The organism is Chlorogloea sp. CCALA 695 (genome assembly GCF_003003885.1).
Lineage (GTDB): Bacteria > Cyanobacteriota > Cyanobacteriia > Cyanobacteriales > Chroococcidiopsidaceae > Aliterella.
Genome location: NZ_PVWN01000010.1, coordinates 1 through 15,396 on the forward strand (window position 1 = coordinate 1; position 15,396 = coordinate 15,396).

General features: G+C 43.3%; 15 protein-coding genes. 5 read left to right on the top strand and 10 right to left on the bottom strand.

All coding sequences use genetic code 11. The features are described from left to right. Positions 1-110 precede the first annotated feature (110 nt). Positions 111-713 carry a DUF4351 domain-containing protein gene (locus C7B70_RS07505; protein WP_199192121.1) on the top strand — a complete coding sequence of 201 codons (603 nt, stop codon included), beginning with the start codon at positions 111-113 and terminating at the stop codon, positions 711-713. A gap of 91 nt (positions 714-804) precedes the next feature. Here C7B70_RS07505 and mdh read toward each other — a convergent pair whose 3' ends face one another. From mdh to C7B70_RS07525, 4 genes are all read right to left on the bottom strand, one after another. Further along, complete coding sequence (mdh, locus tag C7B70_RS07510; protein WP_106368444.1) at positions 805-1,773, bottom strand: malate dehydrogenase; 969 nt, start codon at positions 1,771-1,773, stop codon at positions 805-807. Positions 1,774-1,790: 17 nt separating this feature from the next. After that, entirely contained in the window at positions 1,791-2,009 is a 219-nt protein-coding gene (locus C7B70_RS07515; RefSeq protein ID WP_106368445.1) for an NAD(P)H-quinone oxidoreductase subunit O, read from the bottom strand. Between the two features lie 106 nt (positions 2,010-2,115). Then, complete coding sequence (locus C7B70_RS07520; RefSeq protein ID WP_106368446.1) at positions 2,116-2,961, bottom strand: DNA-formamidopyrimidine glycosylase; 846 nt, start codon at positions 2,959-2,961, stop codon at positions 2,116-2,118. 3 nt (positions 2,962-2,964) lie between these two features. After that, positions 2,965-3,348, bottom strand: a complete 384-nt coding sequence (locus C7B70_RS07525) for a photosystem I reaction center subunit IV (protein ID WP_106368447.1) — start codon at positions 3,346-3,348, stop codon at positions 2,965-2,967. 224 nt (positions 3,349-3,572) lie between these two features. On the opposite strand from C7B70_RS07525, the gene C7B70_RS07530 reads away from it, so the two are divergent. Further along, on the top strand, positions 3,573-4,442 hold the full coding sequence (locus C7B70_RS07530; protein WP_199192122.1) for a phosphodiester glycosidase family protein: 870 nt from the start codon (positions 3,573-3,575) through the stop codon (positions 4,440-4,442). A 36-nt stretch (positions 4,443-4,478) separates the two neighbouring features. Here the strand turns inward: C7B70_RS07530 and cobW are convergent, their stop codons facing one another. The 3 genes from cobW to gyrB form a co-directional block, all read right to left on the bottom strand. Further along, positions 4,479-5,525, bottom strand: a complete 1,047-nt coding sequence (cobW, locus tag C7B70_RS07535) for a cobalamin biosynthesis protein CobW (RefSeq protein WP_106368448.1) — start codon at positions 5,523-5,525, stop codon at positions 4,479-4,481. A gap of 288 nt (positions 5,526-5,813) precedes the next feature. Further along, positions 5,814-6,530: a heme oxygenase (biliverdin-producing) gene (locus tag C7B70_RS07540; RefSeq protein WP_106368449.1), complete on the bottom strand. Its 717-nt coding sequence runs from the start codon at positions 6,528-6,530 to the stop codon at positions 5,814-5,816. Positions 6,531-6,703: 173 nt separating this feature from the next. Continuing rightward, positions 6,704-8,644 carry a DNA topoisomerase (ATP-hydrolyzing) subunit B gene (gene gyrB, locus C7B70_RS07545; protein WP_106368450.1) on the bottom strand — a complete coding sequence of 647 codons (1,941 nt, stop codon included), beginning with the start codon at positions 8,642-8,644 and terminating at the stop codon, positions 6,704-6,706. A gap of 158 nt (positions 8,645-8,802) precedes the next feature. Here gyrB and miaA point away from each other — a divergent pair, with 158 nt between their 5' ends. Both miaA and ggt read left to right on the top strand, forming a co-directional pair. Beyond that, the gene (gene miaA, locus C7B70_RS07550) at positions 8,803-9,693 is read left to right on the top strand and encodes a tRNA (adenosine(37)-N6)-dimethylallyltransferase MiaA (RefSeq protein WP_233220850.1); all 891 of its coding nucleotides are present in this window, start codon (positions 8,803-8,805) and stop codon (positions 9,691-9,693) included. Positions 9,694-9,847: 154 nt separating this feature from the next. Beyond that, positions 9,848-11,566, top strand: a complete 1,719-nt coding sequence (gene ggt, locus C7B70_RS07555; protein ID WP_106368452.1) for a gamma-glutamyltransferase — start codon at positions 9,848-9,850, stop codon at positions 11,564-11,566. Here the strand turns inward: ggt and C7B70_RS07560 are convergent. The 3 genes from C7B70_RS07560 to C7B70_RS07570 all read right to left on the bottom strand — a co-directional run bounded on the left by C7B70_RS07560 (position 11,553) and on the right by C7B70_RS07570 (position 14,035). Continuing rightward, complete coding sequence (locus C7B70_RS07560) at positions 11,553-11,810, bottom strand: hypothetical protein (RefSeq protein WP_106368453.1); 258 nt, start codon at positions 11,808-11,810, stop codon at positions 11,553-11,555. The two genes, ggt and C7B70_RS07560, sit on opposite strands and share 14 nt — an antisense overlap. 140 nt (positions 11,811-11,950) lie before the next feature. Then, entirely contained in the window at positions 11,951-13,375 is a 1,425-nt protein-coding gene (locus tag C7B70_RS07565) for a DUF4335 domain-containing protein (protein WP_106368454.1), read from the bottom strand. Between the two features lie 69 nt (positions 13,376-13,444). Further along, on the bottom strand, positions 13,445-14,035 hold the full coding sequence (locus tag C7B70_RS07570) for a DUF3038 domain-containing protein (protein ID WP_106368455.1): 591 nt from the start codon (positions 14,033-14,035) through the stop codon (positions 13,445-13,447). A 414-nt stretch (positions 14,036-14,449) separates the two neighbouring features. Between C7B70_RS07570 and C7B70_RS07575 the strand changes: the two genes are divergently transcribed. Continuing rightward, positions 14,450-15,343, top strand: coding sequence for a DUF4394 domain-containing protein (locus C7B70_RS07575; RefSeq protein WP_106368456.1), 894 nt, complete (start codon positions 14,450-14,452; stop codon positions 15,341-15,343). Positions 15,344-15,396 lie beyond the last annotated feature (53 nt).

Genomic DNA, 15,396 nt, shown 5'->3' on the forward strand with positions numbered 1-15,396 from the left:
GCTACCGCAATTCGTTTCGGCATGAGTCATACTTTTATTCTCCACCTTTATCATAATCTGTTATGCGGACATGATATCAGACGGTTAGCGATGAAACAATGCCTTTTCGGATGGCGGATTATTATCTACGCTTAAAACGCAAGTTTCCAGAGCGAGATATTCACCAAGTAGTTATCTATCTCAAACCCACAAGTTCGGATTTAGTGAGACAAACAAGCTATAAAACTCCCGTAATGACTCATAAGTTTAGAGTAATTCGGTTATGGGAAGAACCTGTAGATGTGTTTTTAAGTACGCCAGGACTATTACCTTATGCGGTACTAAGTCGAGCAACAGATAAAGAAAGGGTGTTAGCGCAGGTCATGAGAGAGTTAGAGCAAATCACAGACTTTAGAGAACAGAGTAATTTAGTAGCGGCAACGAGTATCTTAGCTGGCTTACAATTAAATGAGCAAACGATCCAACAATTGATGAGGAGTCCAGTCATGCGTGAGTCTACAATGTATCAAGCTATTTTACGTGAAGGTCGGGCTGAGGGTCGCACCGCCGAAGGTAAAGCGCTAGTCCTCAAGCAGCTTACTCGTAAATTGGGTAGTCTATTAGATGAAGTGACTGCAAAGGTAAGCAATTTAAGTCTGGAAAGATTAGAGGCTTTGGCTGAGGATTTGTTGGATTTTACGAGTACGGCGGATTTGGAATCTTGGTTAAGATAATTGATTTAACTAATGCCTAATTTTTGAGTTCTCAAAGGCGTTCTTAAGTAAGGAGTCTACTTACTTTATTACTTTACTGTTTGAATAGTCGTCAAGATAAAATTGCTATCGCACTCTCAATATTTTCCCGCAGAGATTCAGCGCAAGTATGCAGCGCAGCTAATTCCGTCTCCGTAAGATTTAGTTCCCATATCTTGGCAATACCACCACAGCCTAGACTACAGGGAACACCGATAAAAATATCTTTTAATCCATACTCACCTTGCAAGTAAGCGGCTACAGGCAATAACCGCGATTGGTTGATTAGTATTGATTCCACCATCAAACAAATAGAAGCCGCCGGAGCAAAATAAGCGCTTCCCGTCTGCATCAATTCAACAATCTCTGCGCCACCATTACGAGTTCTAGTTACTAAACGCTCAATAGTTGCCTCATCCATCAATTCTGTAATTGGCACACCCGCCACCGTAGAATAACGCGCTAGAGGAACCATCAGGTCGCCGTGACTGCCCAAAACCATCGTTTGCACATCCATTACCGATACGCCTAATTCCATCGCAATAAACGCCTGAAACCGGGCTGAATCTAATACTCCCGCCATGCCCATAATGCGATCGCGCGGTAATTTTGTCGCTTGCCATGCTAAGTACGTCATCACATCTAAGGGATTTGTAACAACAATTAAAATTGCATTAGGAGAATAAGCGATCGCACTGGTTGCCGCTTCTACAACTATTTTGGCGTTAGTCTGCATCAACTGATCTCGACTCATTCCCGGTTTGCGCGGTAATCCTGCCGTAATTACCACTACATCAGAGTCAACGGTATCTGCGTAGTCTGTTGTCCCTTTGATTTGGCGATCGCACTGGGAAATGCCTTTAGCTTCTACTAAGTCTAATGCTAACCCTTGGGGCATTCCCTGCATTACATCTAGCAGTACAACATCGGCTAAATTTTTCTCAACAACTTTTTGGGCTAAAGTGCTGCCAACTTTACCCGCGCCAATGATAGTAACGCGGGGTGGATTGCAGACCAGAGGAGATGAAACAGCAGCTTGCATAGACAAAAGCGATCGCTCTAAGGGGTAAATTGTTCTAATTGATCTACACGCAGCCAAATATTAGGCGTAGGTACTTGTCCAAACACTACTAAGGCGTATTCTCCTCTAATATCCACCACCTGACCTTTAGTTTCAAACAGATAAGGTGGAAAACGAATGTCACTAGCTTGCGCTTCTAAACTATTTTCTAACTTTTCTCGGACAGCACGGACTGAATCGCCTTTTTTGACTGCCATAACTTGCTTTAATACTTAATGCGTACTTAGAGATTCTAGAACGTTTACGCACTTAGTCAAGTGAAAAAAATGGTGATTACTGTAGAGACGTTGCACTGCAACGTCTCTACAAATAGATTTTTCCCTGACAGTGGGGGCAAAAGTGAGATGATCGCCCAGCTAACCTAATTCGCTCAATTGGCGTACCGCAAATTCGACAAGGGTTGCCTGTGCGGTTGTAAACCCATGCTAGACCGCCATAATTGCCGTTAATCCCTTCTACGTTCAAAAAATCGCTAAAAGTAGTCCCACCTGCCGCAATACTGGCTTCTAGTACCTGAATAATCGCCGCTCTTAATGCTGTTATTTGCTCAATTTGCAAGCAATTACATAATGTTGCCGGGGGGATTTTAGCGATAAATAATGCTTCATCTGCGTAAATATTGCCAATTCCCGCAATAATTGTTTGATCTAACAAAGCTGCTTTAATCGAACGGCGGCTATTGCTGAACTTTGCCGCTAAATATTCTCCTGAAAACTCAGCACTGAAAGGATCTAAACCTAATTTTGCAAGTCCTGTAATTACTGAATAAATCGGTTTTTCTGGGGGAACCCACCACATTTGACCAAAGGTGCGTTGATCGACAAATCGTAATTCGCGATCGCCTCCAAAAAATAATCTTACTCGCGTATGCTTATGTAATAGCGCAGTAGGATGAACCCAAAGCAATTGTCCAGTCATCCGCAAATGTACGCCAAGATAGCTACAATTACTTAACTGTGCCAGCAAATATTTACCCTGACGTTGCCAGTTAGCGATTACATTTTTTTGCAATCCCTTTAAAAATTCATCATTAGAAAGCGGGTAGGCGATCGTGCGACTAAGTAGCACATCGCCCCCCGTAATTTCTTGGTTTAGTGTAACTTTATCTAAACCGCGCCGGACTGTTTCAACTTCAGGCAGTTCAGGCACAATTTACCGAGATTCCGTACCTTGGTTAGCATCGCCAACTACTACACCACTGCTATCGCCAGACTCTGGACTAGCAGCCGGGTTAGAAGCTTTTGGACTTGAAGGCGTACCTTGCCCTGTGGTGCGGGTGCGCTCGTCCAGGGTGGTTTGCTGACCGCCAGGAGCCGCCGTAGAGGCTTTTTTGGCTTTTGCTGTTGGTTTTGCTACTTCCAATAGTTCGCTGGTGGCGAAGTTATTGGTGTTTACACCTGCATAATTGAGGTTAGTGAAGCGCACAATTACCGGATAGCGAATGCCACTTTGGTCAATTGAAGCTACTGTTCCGGTATCTTGAAACCAGTAAGATTCTGGTCTGAGAACCCGCACTTTAGAACCACGTTCTACCATGAGTATTTTCCCTTTGATTTATTAATCGCCCAGTGAATACGGCTAATTGTTCTCACTCTACAACAAGGGCTGCAACCTGCTGTGCTATTTGGTGTTTAAGTTTTGTTGCTAGAGCTAAATTAGTAGCTACTTTCTAAACAAACTGTTCGCACTAAGTAATTATTTTAGCTATGTCCAGAAAAAAATATCCCACGACTCGCAGGCGCAGACCTAACATTGGAAAAATGCTTTTAACAGCAGTAATCAGCTTTATAGCCATGCTATTACTAATTTACGGCGGTTTAGGTTTAACTCGTCCACCCCGTACAGATTTAGAGCAACAATTGTTTACTGGCGTTAGTTATCAGCGTGAATTTCGTTCTATACCGCGCCAAACTATGCTGCACATTGTCACTATTGACTTAACTACCCCTAATCTGAAGTTCTTAGTTACCCCCGGAACACCCAGTACCGATGGCAAAGAAGTTAAAGCCCGGACAACTTCAAACTTTTTAAGCGAGTTTGGAGTAAAACTTGCAATTAATGCCAGCTTTTTTATGCCTTTTTACGAGCGAACGCCTTGGAATTATTATCCGCACGTTGGCGATCGCGTCAACATATTAGGTCAAGCTATTTCTAATGGCAATATCTACTCTCCTGGCGAAAAAATTTGGCCAGTAATGTGTATTTCTCCCAGTAACTCAATTCAAATTCGCGCCGAAAAGTGTCCAGAAGGTACTATTCAAGCTATCTCTGGTAATAGGTTGCTGGTAGAACGCGGCGAACCGATACCTTTAGACATTGATGAGTCGGAGGCTAAATTTTTGCCTTGTACCGCCGTAGGAATTAACGAAGCGGGGGACAAATTGTGGATTATTGTGGTGGATGGTCGTCAGCCTTTCTACAGTGAGGGACTCAATTTAGCTCAGTTAAGAGATATTTTTATAGAGTTAGGTGTTTACACGGTTTTGAATCTCGACGGTGGCGGTTCTTCAACCTTAGTTGTGGCACAAAATGGGCAACCAAAGGTATTAAATGCACCTATTCATACGCGCGTCCCCATGCGTCAGCGTCCCGTTGCTAATCATTTGGGTATTTATTTTGGTAATGGGTAATGGGTAATTAGTAATTGGTAATTGGTAATTGGTAATTTAGGCGGGAATGGCGGCTAAGTGGGACTCAATAGCTGCGGGGTTAAGTTTGCGTCCGATAAAAACTAGCTTTGTTTGCTTTAATTCATCTTGTTTCCAGGGGCGATCATAAAATTGCTCAAATCGTGTCCCTACTCCTTGCAAAACTAGCCGCATAGACTTGTTTGGGACAGAGATAAACCCTTTAATTCGATAGATATCTTGCTCTTGGGCGAGTTGTTGCAACTGGGTTTGTAAGGCTATAGGGTTGAAACTGCGATTTAAAATTACATGGGTTGAATTAATTTCCTGATCGTGATCGTGGTCTTCTTCGGTGTCGTGATGGCTGGGACGGTTATCTAGATTGTCTTCTACCGCCGCTTGTAAGCCCAAAAGGATTGATAAATCAAGTCCTGTGCGATCGCACTTTACAATTTTTACACCTTGGGGTAATTCAGGTTTAATCGACTTTAGTACGCTTTCTTGGGTAGCCTCATCAACTAAATCCGTCTTATTCAAAATCACTAAATCAGCACAAGCTAACTGATCCTCAAATAGCTCTTGTAAGGGCGTTTCGTGTTCTAGATTAGGATCTGCCTGTCTTTGAGTGTCTACGGCTTGCGGATCGCTGGCAAACGTCCCCTTAGCTACCGCTTCGCAATCAACTACCGTAATCACTGAGTCCACCGTTGCCGCGTTACGAATTTCTTGCCAGCGAAAGGCTTTTATTAATGGTTTTGGTAAAGCTAACCCCGAAGTTTCAATCAAAATCCAATCTAGTTTGTCTCGTCGCTTGAGCAATTCCAGCATTGTCGGCAAAAATTCTTCTTGGACGGTGCAGCACAAACACCCGTTAGTTAATTCAACTATATTTGCTTTTTCGTCGGCATCATCAGGGCAAACTTGACAAGAATTGAGAATGTCGCCATCAATCCCTAATTCGCCAAATTCGTTAACTAATACAGCGATTCGTAACCCTTGATTATTTTGCAGCAGGTGACGAATTAGAGTAGTTTTACCGCTACCCAGAAAGCCAGTGATTACCGTTACAGGAAGTTTTGCAGCCATTGAGAAAGTTAATACAGGTGTAGTTATAGTATTTTAGTTTGACGGAGGCGATCGCGCTTTATCCCTGGCGTTACTAAATTCACGGATAAAAATGATTTCGCGCGATTTTAAGACAATGTAGAGTTGCAATGCAACGTCTCTACATTAAAATTCATAGCAACATTTCTACATCAAAATTCATTCTTCATTAGCCTAGTTTGCCAAAAATCAAGGGGCAGATTTCGTAATTTTTCCCAGCTTCTCACCGAAAAAAACTACCAAACCTGCCCCAAAAACTCTACTTATTGCTTACTCAGCAGTAGCTAGTTCTGTGCTACCACGATTGCGGCGACGGGTGAGAGTATTAAACAACATTTGTCCGATGGATTTAATCAAGCTACCTTCCATTTCTTGAAATAGCTTCATATTCATGCCAAAAGCGGCGTTTGCTTCTTCAACAATGCGACTTGCTGTAGCATCATCTATAGGTAGCTCGTCTAAAGCTTGTCTATAGCCGACCTTAAACTGCTTTTCGTCGGGAATGTCTTGGAACTCATAAAAAGCTGTACCTTCGCCATCAGCTAGGTTCATTGCCCGGACAGCGATGTTTTTGAGGATTTGTCCCCCCGACAAGTCGCCAATGTAGCGAGTGTAAGAGTGAGCAATCAGCAATTCGGGAGCAGAATTAGCAATTTCCCGAATCCGGTTTACATAAGCTTGACCTGCGGGAGAAAGTACGATTTGCGACTTCCAATCAGCACCATGATAAAAGTTCAAGTCTTGCTCTAAACTGCGCTGGCGGTTTAGCTGCTGGTAGTAAATTTTGCCTAGTAAAGGATGATCTTTATGGCGATCCATTTCTTCTTCCATCGCGCTGTAGATGAAATAGAAATTGCCGATTAGCTTGCGGTAAGAATTTTTTTCTACCACTCCTTTTAAAAAGCACTTCACAAAACCCATGTTTTCCGCCATGCTGTGGGCTTTTTTAGTCCCTTCACGTAATTTTGTTGCTAAATTGCTACTCATGTAAATTTCCAAATTTTAAGGTTAAGTTTTCTGGAATAGAGAGGAAAAATTAAAAGCCACTAAATCGTTAGATTAAAACAATTTGATGAGAATTTCTGTTAAAAATTCTAAAGCCAGCCTAAAAATTAACAAACTTTAGGCTGGCTATAGGCAGAAATGTTTAAGCTATGTGCTTAAATGTCAAGTTCGGCAAAGTTGAGACGAGGGCCATAGGTTTCAATAAATTCACGCCTAGGAGCAACGCGATCGCCCATCAACACTGTAAAAATGCGATCAGCTTCGGCAGCATCTTCAATCTCTATCCGCTTCAGGGTACGCGATTCGGGGTTCATAGTTGTATCCCACAGTTGTGTTGGCATCATTTCACCCAAACCTTTAAAACGCTGGATAGTGTAGTTAGCGTTGGCGGGAAACTCGTTTTGAGTCAAGTTATTAAGTTCGCGTTCGCTGTAACAGTAGTAATGATTGCGTCCGCGCTCAACTTTGTACAAGGGAGGACAAGCAATATAGATATATCCTTGCTCTACCAGACTGCGCTGATAGCGATAGAAAAACGTCAAAATTAGGGTTCTGATGTGCGCGCCATCTACGTCAGCATCAGTCATAATCACTATACGGTGATAGCGAAGTTGAGTAGGATCAAACTCCTCGCCTTTAACACCTAATCCGAGGGCGGTAATTAGTGCCTGGATTTCAGTATTTTTGTAGATTTTGGCATCGTCAGTTTTTTCGATATTGAGGATTTTACCGCGCAAAGGTAGAATTGCTTGGAATCTGCGATCGCGTCCTTGTTTGGCGCTTCCCCCCGCACTATCTCCTTCAACTATATAGATTTCCGATTCGCTGGGATCTCTGGTGCTGCAATCTGCTAGTTTTCCGGGTAAAGGGGACGATTCTAATACAGATTTACGTCTAACTAATTCTCGCGCATGACGGGCGGCTTCGGCGGCTTTAAATGCCTGAATTGCTTTATCTAAAATTTGGTCGGCGACGGGGGGACGAAACTCTAAATACTCTGTGAGAACTTCTCCCACCAAAGAATCAACAATTCCTCTAACTTCGGTATTGCCTAACTTTGTCTTGGTTTGTCCTTCAAATTCTGGATTGGGAACTTTAACAGAAATAACCGCCGTTAAACCTTCTCGGACGTGTTCGCCGCTAAGGTTTGGTTCATTGTCTTTGATTTTATTACGCTTACGGGCGATCGCATTCATGGTTCGCGTCAGCACCGCCTTTAATCCTTCTAGGTGCGTTCCGCCGTCTACAGTACGAATATTATTCGCAAAACCCAGCACGTTATCTGTATACGAATCTGTACACCACTGCAAAGATACTTCTACGTGGACGTTGTTGCGTTCTCCCTGCACATAGATAATTTCTTCGTGCAGAGGTTGCTTATCGCGGTTCATGTAAGAGATATATTCTTTAATACCGCCTGCATATTCGTAAGTTTCTGTTTTTGGTTCATCGCTTTTGAGCAATTCTAAGCGGCTATCGGTGAAAGTTATTTTTACTCCCGCATTCAAATAAGCCAATTCTCGCAAACGACTAGCTAAAGTAACGTAATCAAACTCTATACCAACAGTAAAAATTTCCGTGTCTGGCTTAAAAGTGATAGAAGTTCCAGTACGTGTTTCTTTGTCTGGTTTTGACTGGAGGTCGCCGATGGGAATACCGCGCTCAAATCTTTGCGTGAATACGCGCTTTTCTCGCCATACTGTAACTTCTACAAACTCCGACAGAGCATTGACGACCGAAATACCAACGCCGTGCAAACCTCCCGAAACTTTGTAACCGCCGTCGCCAAACTTGCCCCCAGCATGTAAAACTGTCATTACAGTTTCTAATGCCGATCTTCCGGTTTGGGGGTGGGTATCGGTGGGAATCCCTCTCCCATCATCGGTGACGGTTACTGAACCATCGGCGTTGAGTGCTGCTTCTATATGGGTGCAGTGTCCCGCCAGAGCTTCATCAATCGAATTGTCTACTACCTCGTAAACTAAATGATGGAGTCCCCTAGGCCCGGTAGTGCCGATGTACATACCCGGTCGCATCCGGACGGGTTCCAAATCTCTCAGAACTCGGATCTGATCTGCACCGTAGCTACTCGTCATAAAACAGGTTCTCCAAAATAAGGTTACAATCGCCTATTGGCTTATAAAACAAGGAATTAGTTATTAAGTCTAACATAAAAGGCTCTAGGGCGACGTTAGAGCAGTCTAAAGACCAATTTATTTAAGGGACGTACCCAGCTATTTATTCTAATTCTAGTTTGATTGTAATTTGCGGCGCTACAGCTACAGGAAAATCTAGCTTGGCTTTAGCTTTGGCAAAAAGGTTAAAGGCGATAATTATCAGCGCCGATTCGCGTCAAGTTTACCGCGAGTTTGATATTGGGACGGCAAAACCCACTTTAGCAGAGCAAAAAGCAGCAGCGCATTATTTGATTGATATTTGCGAACCTACAGAGACTTTGACTTTAGCAGACTATCAGCAGCAAGCCCAAGAATTAATCAATTCTGGCGTTTCTCCGGCTTTATTGGTGGGGGGAACGGGTTTATATATTCGCTCGATAGTGCAGGGTTTGAAAATTCCCAGAGTTGCGCCTAATTATGAATTACGAGGTCAATTGCAAAAGCTTGGTCAACTCCAACTCTACGCTATGTTGCAACAAGTAGACCCCGTAGCGGCGCGAAAAATCCATGCTAACGATGGGGTGCGGACATTACGAGCGTTAGAAGTGTTTTATGTCACAGGATGCCCGATTTCTGAGCAACAAGGGGAAAATCCGCCTAATTATCCAATTTTACAAATTGGCTTAGATTGTCCTAACTTAGAAGATTTACAAAAGCGCGTTGAACAACGTACTGAACAGATGATTGAGGCGGGATTAGTTGCAGAAGTTGAGTTGTTGTGTCAAAAATACGGTGTGGATTTGCCTTTACTCAATACTTTAGGCTACCAAGAAATTAAAGAATATTTGCTAGGCAATATTAGCTTGTCTGAAGCAAAAAAGTTAACGGTTTTGCATACGCGCCAATTTGCTAAACGTCAGCGTACCTGGTTTAGAGCTTATCCAGAAATTGCCTGGTTTGACTCGGACGATCGCCAATTAATTGAAAAAGTATGCCAAAAAGTTGGGGAATTTGGGCAATTGCTGTAAAAACCAATACTATGCGATCGCCCACAGCACAATAAATTAAAACAATCTTGTCACTACAAAGGATTCACAGCTTTAGGCGGAATACGAAATGACAACCCAGCCTGTAACATAGGTTGGTCATTATGAATCATCACCAATTACCAATTACCCTTAAATGCCCAATATTTATAACCTTACAACTTTACCTCTATTAGTTTTTATAGCTTTTTTTACCGCTCAACCAACCTTTGCGGCTTTTCTCCAACCACTAACAACTAAACGGGGAATGGTAGTATCCGCCCATCCTTTAGCAAGTCAAGCAGGACTTGATATACTGCGGAGTGGTGGTAATGCGGTAGATGCTGCGGTTGCAACAACTTTTGCTATTTCTGTAGTTGAACCCTTTTCGGCGGGAATTGGTGGCGGTGGTTTTTTGCTCTTACATCAAGCCAATAAAACGGAAATGAAGGCGCTAGATTTCCGCGAACGCGCTCCTTTAAAAGCTACCAGAGATATGTATTTGGACGCTCAAGGCAAAGTACGCCCAAATTTAAGTATTGATGGCTATTTGTCTGTGGGCGTACCGGGTACAGTCGCCGGACTTTATCAAGTGCATCGCCAGTATGGAAAATTACCTTGGGCGAAATTAGTTGCCCCGTCTATTAAGTACGCTCAAGAGGGGTTTGTCGTAACAGAGCGGTTTGTAGGGGCAGTGGAAAGCCGCAAAAAGCAAATTTTGAGTAATCAAGCCGCTCGACAGGTTTTTACGCGCAATGGCACAATGTACGCGGCTGGAGATAAGTTAATACAAAGGGACTTAGCGAAAACTTTACAACAAATTGCTACCGAGCCTCAGAGTTTTTATACCGGAAATATTGCTAGGGCGATCGCATCTGACATGGCAACTAATGGCGGTTTAGTTACTTTAGAAGACTTAAAAACTTATGAACCTATTTGGCGTACCCCAGTTTGCGGAACTTTCCAAAGTGCGCGAATTTGCTCTATGCCGCCGCCTTCATCTGGGGGCGTACACTTATTACAGATATTAAATCTCATTGGCGACACCGATCTAAAAGCCAAAGGATGGCATAACCCGGACGTACTGCACTTAATGGTAGAAGCGATGCGAATTGCCTACGCTGATAGATCGGAATATTTAGGCGATCCCGATTTTGTCAAAGTGCCAGTACAACAGCTAATTAGCCCCGAATATGCAGCTAAAAGACGGCAAGAAATCCGCGCCAATGCTACCCCGTCAACTAGAGTAAAACCCGTCAATAAAGCTACTTTAGAACGCTTTACCAAAGCTGAATCGCCCGACACTAGCCATTTAACGGTTGTAGATGAACAGCGCAACGCCGTTAGTTTAACTTTTACTATTAATTACGGCTTTGGTTCTGGAGTCGTTACGCCGGGAACGGGTATTTTACTTAACGATGAAATGGACGATTTTGCCGCCGCTCCTGGCGTACCCAATGCTTACGGATTAATTGGCGGAGACGCTAATGCGATCGCACCACGTAAAACTCCCCTTTCTAGCATGACACCCACCATAGTTACCCAAAATAATCGCTTCAAAATGGCAACGGGTGCGCCCGGTGGTAGCACAATTATTACTACTGTTTTGCAAGTTATTCTGGGCGTTCTAGCCTACGATATGAACGCCGGGGAAGCGGTTTCGGCTCCCCGCATTCATCATCAATGGTTGCCTGACGAACTGAGAATGCAGCCCTTTGGGTTAGATACGGCTACTATTGCCGAACTAAAACGAAAAGGACATAAAATAGTTGTGCGAAATCCTTGGGGAAATGCCAATGCGATCGTTGTTACCTCAGACAATAAGCTCGAAGGAGCCGCCGATCCACGCGGTGAAGGTTCTCCTAGTGGTTATTAAAAACTTCTACTTCCATCGGGGCAAATTCTTTAGCTCTAGCACTAGGTACTAAAGTCCAGCCTGCTTTTAGCAGTTTTTGGTAAGTTGCCCAACCTTTAGATCCTCCTGGTACGCGATAGTCGGGTACGGCAAGATGGCGAAAAGCTGTATAAGGTTGCCAAGAACTACTTGTTTGCGTCTGCAAATGCAGTATTTTTTCACCATCATCGCCATGTCTAGATAACCAACACATTTGCCCTGCCATATAACCACTCCTCAATTCAATAGAACCTAAAACAGGTACTTTGCTTTGTGCAAAACAGCAATAAGAATTAATACTCAATATTCGGGTATACGGCTAAGTATTTTAGTATCCAAGTTAACAAAACTTAAAAAATCTTTACTTTACCTCGCATCACCCGCTTCTAAAAAGGCTTGGACTTTGCCGTTAGGATTAAACCGCAAGCGGATTCTAGGACTTTGACCATTTTGGTTTGCTGAAACAAAGCGTTCGCCAATTAAAGGCATTCCTGTGCGGTCGAGATAAGTTCTTGAGGCTAATCCATAGGGTTCAATGACTTGAATGCTACCGTCTACATCTAGAACAATGCTGTACTCTAAAGAACTCCTCAAGTTAGAAGGTGGCTCCCAACGCCCGTTAAAGTAATTGCTAACTTCAGCTACTTGAGGATTGGCAACAAAAGCGGTACGGGTAGCGGTAGTAGTAGGCTTGGGTGGTGTTGGCGCTTCCCTAGAATTACTATCTTGTTGGACTTTTACAGTAGTGGTTGTTGTAGAAGGGCTAGGAGTGGCTGATGATGATAAGTTAGGACTGGGTAAAATAGCAATCGGTGGCGTTGTCCGATTAGTCGCTCCAGGAACAGTTACGGTAGTCGTAGTGGTGGTAGTTTGTGCCGCCGGAGGATTAATAACAATTGGTTGGGGTGGTAAGCCGTTAGCTACAGGATTAATTTTAGTGCCGGGTCTTACCGTTTGTGGGACTGGAGCCGTACTTGGTGTAGAAACCGCACCAGTAGCAGGAATACTACTATTGGGTGACGGTACTAAGATTGTTGTTGCCGGAGATAAGCTAGGAGGTGAGGGGACAAGGGCAACTTGGGGATTAGGAGTGGTTTTAGGACGATTATTGATATTATTAGCGGTTTGGGGATTAGGACGATTAAAAACTTGCAATCCTACCGCCGTAACGCCCACACCTAACAGCAACACTGCCGCAATATTTGCCCAAGCTAAAAGAGGGGAAGTTTGAGAGTGGCGAGCAAGAGTTGGTAAGGCGATTAGATCGTTCTTATATTCATCAAGAGCGGTCGCTAAATCAAATAGTTGCAGTACGCTAAGTTTGACAAGTTCCCCTGTTTGTGGTGTAGCTAAAGCTCCGAGAAATAGGTTATGAGCTACTTTTGATGCTGGTTTAATGGCAAAAGAATTACTTTGAGCAATTAGGCGATCGCCCTTTGCAGGGTTAGGGGGAAGATCCTCCGCAGGCAATAGCCACACATCGCTTTCAACGTCTACTGGTGGTGACAGTGTTTCTTGACCTAAAGCTGCAAAGCTTTCTGGCGATAAGGTGAGTAACTCTTGAATATAGTCTGTAACTACTGTGTGGAGAGATTCTAATTGCTGGCGATCGCCTGTAATGCTAAATTGTTTCTCGGACGGGGATCTTGGATCGTCAAAACGTAAGTCAAACTGTACTTCTTTTACTACTTTAGAACCTACCCAACGGGATACAGGCGAACTATAAGCCACAACTTGCAGCGTACAAGTAGGGGGAGTATAGCGATGTAGAACCGAATTTGATAAGGACATAGTGGGTAATAGTTTTGATCGGTGTGAGTTGGGAATTTTTTTTAATCAAATCTCCTGGTGAGGAGCTAGTTATTTTTGACTGCGATCTAAAAGTGCCAACCACAAACGCCGATGACCTCCAGGACTACTATAAAACAGCAAATCTACTAAAAGTTTGAATGCTAATTGAGTTAGGTTCTCAGTAGAAATGTTGCGATCGTCTTCCATGCGTTCTAAGTAGGTGTTGTTAAAAGCATCAAGATAATCTCCAAGCATTGCCGTTCTATGAGGTTCGCTGTCATTTTGGGCTGCTTGTTCGAGCAAGTCAATGGCACGGCGGATTAGTTCTTGGTGCTGTTTGGCAAGAAAGCAGCTAATTAACACCAGACTTCGCGCTTCTTCTATATCCAGCTTTTTGCGTCCACCTTCACCTTTGCGTAAGGGATTTGATTGGCGCAATCGCCACAAAGTCACGCGATCGGGTATTTTTGATTCTAGGTTCAGCGCTGATGCGGCTTGCAGCATAGCCTCAGACCCAATACCCGCTAAGGATTCCAACGCTAACAGCACCAAATCTATTTGAGTTTTGATGTTGTCAAGTTGGGTTGTGTCAGGCTGGGCGCGGTTTAGTTCATCCCACACCGGAGATGACCCAGCGCTAGAATGCGTATCTTTAAGCATATAAGCTAAGACAGGTATCGATAGAGTTGTTACCTATTTTGAAACCAGACTCTTTTAAAGTAAATTTGGTTTCTAATAGCATAATCTGTCCGCTTACACCTGTCAGCTATTAGCGCTTCAGTTTTGAGCAGGCTACTACTTGTTTGCTTACTTAACAATTCTACTTACTCAAGTTATTTGCTTACAAGCTTGACATAGTGTGATTTTTATTCCTTGCCAGTGGAGCAATTCCGCTATTAACTCAGTAAATATACATAAAGACTCATTTACTTTAATACAAAATTGAAATAATATATACCAAAGGTACGTAAAGAAGTAAGCAAAAAACGAATATTTTTCGGTCTGGAAAATAAGCGTTAGTTGAAACACACTTTATCTAAAGTTTGAATAAAAAATTACATTGGAGTTTAATTTGTGAATAAGCTAAGTTTACGTGCGATCGCATTAATAGCCGTTACATCAGGCGTAGCGATCGCCCCTCAAGTTCAGGCAGTAGGTTTAACTGGTTTAACTGGAGACAATACTTTAGTCAATTTTGACTCTGCAAGCCCTGATTCTGCTAGTTTTGTCCAAGTTACAGGAGTTGTTGGTAACTTACTAGGAATTGATTACCGTCCAGCCGATGGTCAGCTTTACGGGCTTGCAACTAGCAACAACATTTATACAATTAATGCTGGCACAGGAGCAGCAACTTTCGTTAGTACGCTTTCTGTTCTTGCATCATCAGTAGGCGTAAAATCAGGACTAGATTTCAACCCTGTTGTTGATCGCTTACGGGTGGTTGGTAGCAACGATCAAAACTTCCGCATCAATGTAGATACTGGCTTAACTTTAGTTGACGGAACCTTAGCTTATGCGACAGGGGATACCAATTTTGGGGTTAATCCTAATCTTACTGCTGCATCTTATACCAATTCATTTCTCGGCGCTCCTAGCCCTACTCGGACAACGGAGCTATACAACATTGACTTTGCCCTTGACACCTTAACAGAACAGAATCCTGCTAATGCTGGCACTCTTACAACCGTCGGTTCCCTTGGCTTCGACTTCAGTCCTAGGGGGGGATTTAGTATTTTCACTGATAATAATGGTGTAAATACAGGTTTTGCTGCTACGGATTCTGAACTATATAGCATCAACTTGAATACTGGTGCATCTACTTCGTTAGGCGTTATCGGTGGCAGTCGGTCATTGATTAGTCTTGCGTCAAAACCCGTACCTGAGCCTAGCAGTGTAATCGGTTCATTAGCTGCGGTTACTTTAGGTGGTGTAGCGGTAATGCGTCGCCGTCGTCAGATCAAGTTTTAAGCCTCTTCAAAAATTTAGAAATTAAAACTGAGAAAGCCTGCGATCGCAGGCTT

Excerpts from the sequence above, each read along its gene's own strand:
- C7B70_RS07505 (WP_199192121.1), top strand. The coding sequence starts at position 111 with ATGGCGGATTATTATCTACGCTTAAAACGCAAGTTTCCAGAGCGAGAT.
- mdh (WP_106368444.1), bottom strand. The coding sequence starts at position 1,773 with ATGCAAGCTGCTGTTTCATCTCCTCTGGTCTGCAATCCACCCCGCGTT.
- C7B70_RS07515 (WP_106368445.1), bottom strand. The coding sequence starts at position 2,009 with ATGGCAGTCAAAAAAGGCGATTCAGTCCGTGCTGTCCGAGAAAAGTTA.
- C7B70_RS07525 (WP_106368447.1), bottom strand. The coding sequence starts at position 3,348 with ATGGTAGAACGTGGTTCTAAAGTGCGGGTTCTCAGACCAGAATCTTAC.
- C7B70_RS07530 (WP_199192122.1), top strand. The coding sequence starts at position 3,573 with ATGCTTTTAACAGCAGTAATCAGCTTTATAGCCATGCTATTACTAATT.
- cobW (WP_106368448.1), bottom strand. The coding sequence starts at position 5,525 with ATGGCTGCAAAACTTCCTGTAACGGTAATCACTGGCTTTCTGGGTAGC.
- C7B70_RS07540 (WP_106368449.1), bottom strand. The coding sequence starts at position 6,530 with ATGAGTAGCAATTTAGCAACAAAATTACGTGAAGGGACTAAAAAAGCC.
- gyrB (WP_106368450.1), bottom strand. The coding sequence starts at position 8,644 with ATGACGAGTAGCTACGGTGCAGATCAGATCCGAGTTCTGAGAGATTTG.
- ggt (WP_106368452.1), top strand. The coding sequence starts at position 9,848 with ATGCCCAATATTTATAACCTTACAACTTTACCTCTATTAGTTTTTATA.
- C7B70_RS07560 (WP_106368453.1), bottom strand. The coding sequence starts at position 11,810 with ATGGCAGGGCAAATGTGTTGGTTATCTAGACATGGCGATGATGGTGAA.
- C7B70_RS07565 (WP_106368454.1), bottom strand. The coding sequence starts at position 13,375 with ATGTCCTTATCAAATTCGGTTCTACATCGCTATACTCCCCCTACTTGT.
- C7B70_RS07570 (WP_106368455.1), bottom strand. The coding sequence starts at position 14,035 with ATGCTTAAAGATACGCATTCTAGCGCTGGGTCATCTCCGGTGTGGGAT.